The sequence below is a fragment of the Rhodococcus sp. (in: high G+C Gram-positive bacteria) genome (genome assembly GCF_049286785.1).
Taxonomy (GTDB): Bacteria; Actinomycetota; Actinomycetes; order Mycobacteriales; family Mycobacteriaceae; genus Rhodococcus_F.
Genome location: NZ_JBAQEO010000686.1, coordinates 1 through 4,059, shown reverse-complemented (window position 1 = coordinate 4,059; position 4,059 = coordinate 1). Strand labels below are relative to the sequence as shown.

The window sequence follows — 4,059 nt, the reverse complement described above, 5'->3', positions numbered from 1 at the left end:
CATCGGGTCAGTGCTGCTGTCGTCGTACACGTCCCCGGTGCGCAGGTCGACGTAGCCACCGGTCGACATGCCCAGATCCCCCTCCAGTTCGGTACCGAGCATCTCGAGGTCGACCGGCACCACCCGCCCTGCGAGCGGCTCGCCGCGCAGACCCGCGAGCAGGTCCTCGGCCAGCACCCCGTCACCCGCGCCGGCGCGCCGGGTCAGCCGGTTGATAACCGAGAGCGTCACTGGCTCGGCCTGCTCCCGTCGCTGCTGCAGTGCCAGCGGTATTCCGGCCCCCACCTGTTGCAGCGCGTCGTCGACGTCACGTCCCCGCACCGCGGCGAGGAAGCGGGCCGCATCTGCTGCCGCGATAGCGGCGCGCAGCTCGGACAGGTCGAGGGTGGGCACCTGGTCCTGTGCGGGCCACGCGTGCAGCAGCATCGGATGCGGTTGGGTCGGTCTGCGCGGTGCTCGGCTCTGCCCGTCGTCGTCGGCCCACCGGCGCCCGTACTGGTCCGGGATGCTGCCCCATCCCCAGTAAGGCAGGGGGTTCCTTGGCGTGATTCCCAGCACTTCCACGGGGTCGACCTTGTCGCCGCCGACCACACAGCGGTGGGTCCAGTCATCGCCCAGGTCGAAGGTGAACTGGAACTCCGCTCCGGGCCCTAGGAGCCGAGCGACCTTTGCCGACTCGATGTCCACCGGCTCCGTGATGGGCCCACCGATCGACCCAGCCACCTCGGCCCCCGTCTGTGCGTCGGTGACCACTCGTCCATCGGCAAGGGTGAACATCGACAGGTGAGACCTGTCCCACCGGGCGAAGGCGTCGTTGACGGCATTCGCGAGGTCCATGAAGGTGTGCGACGGTCCGACCGCGAAGACGCGACCGGGCCATGGCCACAGTTCCTCGCCGCGCCCGCCGAGCAGCTCCACCGTCACCGACAACCACGTTCTTGCCATCCCCCGAGGATGGCATGTGGGCCGCGGCGCCGTCTGGCGACAGCCACAGACGGCGCACAGCGCCCCGTTCACCGATAGCCGATGGGCGAGCGGAATCGAGCACCCGTCAGGTCGATTGACGAGGGGCAGGACTACAACCTACAGGTCGGTTCCGATGAGGTGGGCGTGGCGCTACCAATTCGGCAGGTCGAGTTGCAGGTCCAACTTGGTGATGAGGTGGTCGGTACCGGTCTGAGCGTCTCCGAGTGGTGCTTCCAATGGAACCAGATAGGTGGTCGCCGATCGGATCTGCTCCGGTGGCGCGAAGACGTGCTCGCCACCGAAGCCCGGTTTCGGGGCTACCAGGAAGAGGATCCGGATCGGCATATCAGCGGTGAATGGTGGTCGACCCCTGTGGCGACCGGAATCCCTGCCACGAGCCGTTCGCGGGAAGGTCTCGGCGCGGTGGAGTTACTGCTCGAAGAGGACGATATCTCCGATGGTGCGCGCGCACGGGTGTGGTCGGTCCGTATCGACGGCACACCGCGGGTGTACGAGATCGCCGGACCCGAAACCTGGGCGCAGCTGGTCGATGCGTTCCCGTTGGCGGTGCCGGCATCGCGTCGCTCCGACTGGTACAACACTGGTGGTGATACGCCGATGAGGAATCAACTCGCCGATCCACGACGCCAAAACGTCATCGCCACCTCAGCCAGCTCGTTGACGGCATCGCCCGCCGGGATCGACTGGGACGACCCCACCGTCGTACTACGCACGAGCTCGAACGGGACGACCACGGTCGCGGGCGCCCTCGCCGAGTTGGCGGAGTGGGACCAGCGAGCGTGGACGTGGATCGCCGACGAATGCGCGATGTTCGGCGGACTCTATCTCCGCGAACGCCACCCCGAACTCGTCCGCCGATACTGACCGGTCGCCGATAGGCGAGCGGTCACGGCCCACGTTCGGGGCATCGATATCCCATCAGCGTATTTCGGTGGCGTGACTGATGCGATCGGCGATCGAGGGGACGTCGTCCAACTCGCCGACCGCAACAGCAATGATGAGGTCGTAGGCCTGATCGTTGGAGAGGGTCAATCTGCGCCCGTTGACACCGAGGAATGCGATCGTGGCTGCAAGAGCGAGTCGCTTATTACCGTCGGCGAGGGCATGGTTTCGGGCCAGGGAATGCAGGAAGGCTGCAGCTTTCTCCTCGATGCTGGCGTAGGCGTCGGCGCCGAACACACTGGTCTGTGGCCGAGCCAACGCTGAGTGGAGCAACCCGTGGTCACGTACGAGGACCTCACTTCCGAGCGTCCGTTCCGCAACGTGAAGCAGCTCGGGCATGGTCAGGTAGATCACTGACCGAGCCGCTCCAGTGCCTCGGCGTAGCGCGGCAGCTCTTCGTCGAGCACTTGGTCGAGCAATTCGGCTCTGCTGTGGTTCTCCACGTACTCGCGGACCGCCGCTCTGGCGACATCCTGCATCGAACGATGCTCGCGTTCGGCACGAGCACGCAGGGCGGCTGCTTCGGCGTCAGAAAGGCGGAGTGTCATCGGCATGCCAATATGGTATCACTCACGATACCAATTCTGCTTCCGCGAAAGATCTGGAAGTGACGCCACGTTTCCCGGCAGTCAGTATGCGTTGCCGCTGTTGAACGTTGAGCCGGGCAGGCTTCCTGAGCCGATGCACGCCATGTGCAGAGCTCGCCGATCAGACAAGTGACGAAGTCGTTGGCGCGGTCGATTCAGAGGGCGATTTCCATCCCGGACGTCAGGTTTGAGAACCAGCGAGGGGCTGCGGCTTGCTACGGGCCACAGGACGAACTCGTATCCCGAGAGCCAGTCCTGAACTGCCTCGCCAATCTCGGCCGTCGCGGTCGCGACGTCCGTCTCGTAAAAGAGGCCGAATCCGAATCCGCTTGGAATGTCCGCACCGTCGGTCCGGGTCTCGACGGCATTGAGTCCGATCGTTCTCCTCGATTGCGGCGGCGGGTATCCAACACCCGCGTGGGGTCTGGGACGAATCCACGACACCCGATCTCGATTGAGGGTCCCAACTTCGCACGGTTCCGCGGGTACTCATTTCCCAATAATCCCCGTCGACTGGCCAACCACTCACGATTCCCGCGAGCCGAACGCTGAGCGGGCAGGTTCACCGCAACCCGCGTCGCCTGTAGGTTTCCGTCGAATTTGTCAGTCATGTGCAGCGCCGAACTGGCGTTTCCGCTGCCTTGTGCCCCAAGGATTCTCATCTACTTGTCACAATCCTCGGACAGCGCGCTTGTCTCCGGCCGGCCTTGAGAATCGCCGACAGGGAGACTTACCGAGAGGACACCGTGCCTCGTTGTGACCCACTGACTCATGGCGGGATGAGCCACCGATCCCCTTGCAAGGAGCAACAGATGGCCTATTTCGAACGCATCGGTGCGGCCGCGTTCCGGCCGACCCCACACGTCAGCGGCGCCTGGGACACCGAAGAGCAGCACATCGCGCCCGCGCTGGGCCTGCTGGCCCACGTCGTGGAATGCGACCGTGACGCACGGCGTGACGACGGACTGATCATCTGCCGGCTGTCCTACGACATCCTGGGCACCGTTCCGGTCGACACGGTCGAGACCACCGTCACCGTCCTCCGTCCCGGGCGCACCATCGAGCTCGCCGAGGCCGTCCTCTCCCATCACGGTCGCGCCGCGGTGCGGCTGCGAGCCTGGCTCATGCAGCCCCGCCCCACCGCCGAGCTGGAGGCAACGCCGCTGCCGCGAATCGACCCGCCCGACGCCATGCCCCCCTGGGATGCCTCGACGGTGTGGCCGGGTGGGTTCATCGCCTCCACCGAGGTGCGCCGCATCCAGATCGAACCCGGACGGGCGGCGTACTGGGTGCGCACGCCGCTGCCACTCGTGCTCGGCGAGAGGGCCAGCACCTTGTCGAGCGCCGCGGGCCTGTTCGACATCGCCAACGGGATGACCGTGCGCGCGTCCCCGAAAGAGGTTGTCTTCCCCAACGTCGACCTCACCGCCCACCTGTTCACCGAACCGCGTGGTGACTGGATCGGCTTCGACACCTCGGTTTCGTTCGGTCCCACCGGACTCGGACTGACCAGCAGCGTCATCCACGACACGCACGGTCCCGT

The 4,059-nt window shown here is 65.7% G+C and carries 5 protein-coding genes; 2 read left to right on the top strand and 3 right to left on the bottom strand.

Going from position 1 to position 4,059, the window contains the following annotated elements; all coding sequences use genetic code 11:
* Nucleotides 1–945, bottom strand: a 945-nt coding sequence (locus WAW17_RS24955) for a hypothetical protein (RefSeq protein ID WP_422335564.1), incomplete at its 3' end; no start/stop codon positions are given.
* Nucleotides 946–1,110: 165 nt separating this feature from the next.
* On the opposite strand from WAW17_RS24955, the gene WAW17_RS24950 reads away from it, so the two are divergent.
* Nucleotides 1,111–1,851: a hypothetical protein gene (locus tag WAW17_RS24950; RefSeq protein ID WP_422335563.1), complete on the top strand. Its 741-nt coding sequence runs from the start codon at nucleotides 1,111–1,113 to the stop codon at nucleotides 1,849–1,851.
* Nucleotides 1,852–1,905: 54 nt separating this feature from the next.
* On the opposite strand, the gene WAW17_RS24945 is transcribed toward WAW17_RS24950, so the two are convergent.
* Together WAW17_RS24945 and WAW17_RS24940 are read right to left on the bottom strand one after the other, a co-directional pair.
* Nucleotides 1,906–2,283 (bottom strand): type II toxin-antitoxin system death-on-curing family toxin, encoded by a 378-nt coding sequence (locus WAW17_RS24945; RefSeq protein WP_422335562.1) that lies wholly within the window; start codon nucleotides 2,281–2,283, stop codon nucleotides 1,906–1,908.
* A complete protein-coding gene (locus tag WAW17_RS24940; protein ID WP_422335561.1) occupies nucleotides 2,280–2,483 on the bottom strand; it encodes a ribbon-helix-helix protein, CopG family in 204 nt (67 codons plus the stop codon). The genes WAW17_RS24945 and WAW17_RS24940 overlap by 4 nt, the downstream gene beginning before the upstream one ends.
* An 845-nt stretch (nucleotides 2,484–3,328) precedes the next feature.
* On the opposite strand from WAW17_RS24940, the gene WAW17_RS24935 reads away from it, so the two are divergent.
* The coding region (locus WAW17_RS24935) for a thioesterase family protein (protein ID WP_422335560.1) at nucleotides 3,329–4,059 on the top strand (731 nt) is incomplete at its 3' end.

What these genes read in the sequence shown, in the direction of transcription:
- WAW17_RS24940 (WP_422335561.1), bottom strand. Translation starts at nt 2,483, where the DNA reads ATGCCGATGACACTCCGCCTTTCTGACGCCGAAGCAGCCGCCCTGCGT.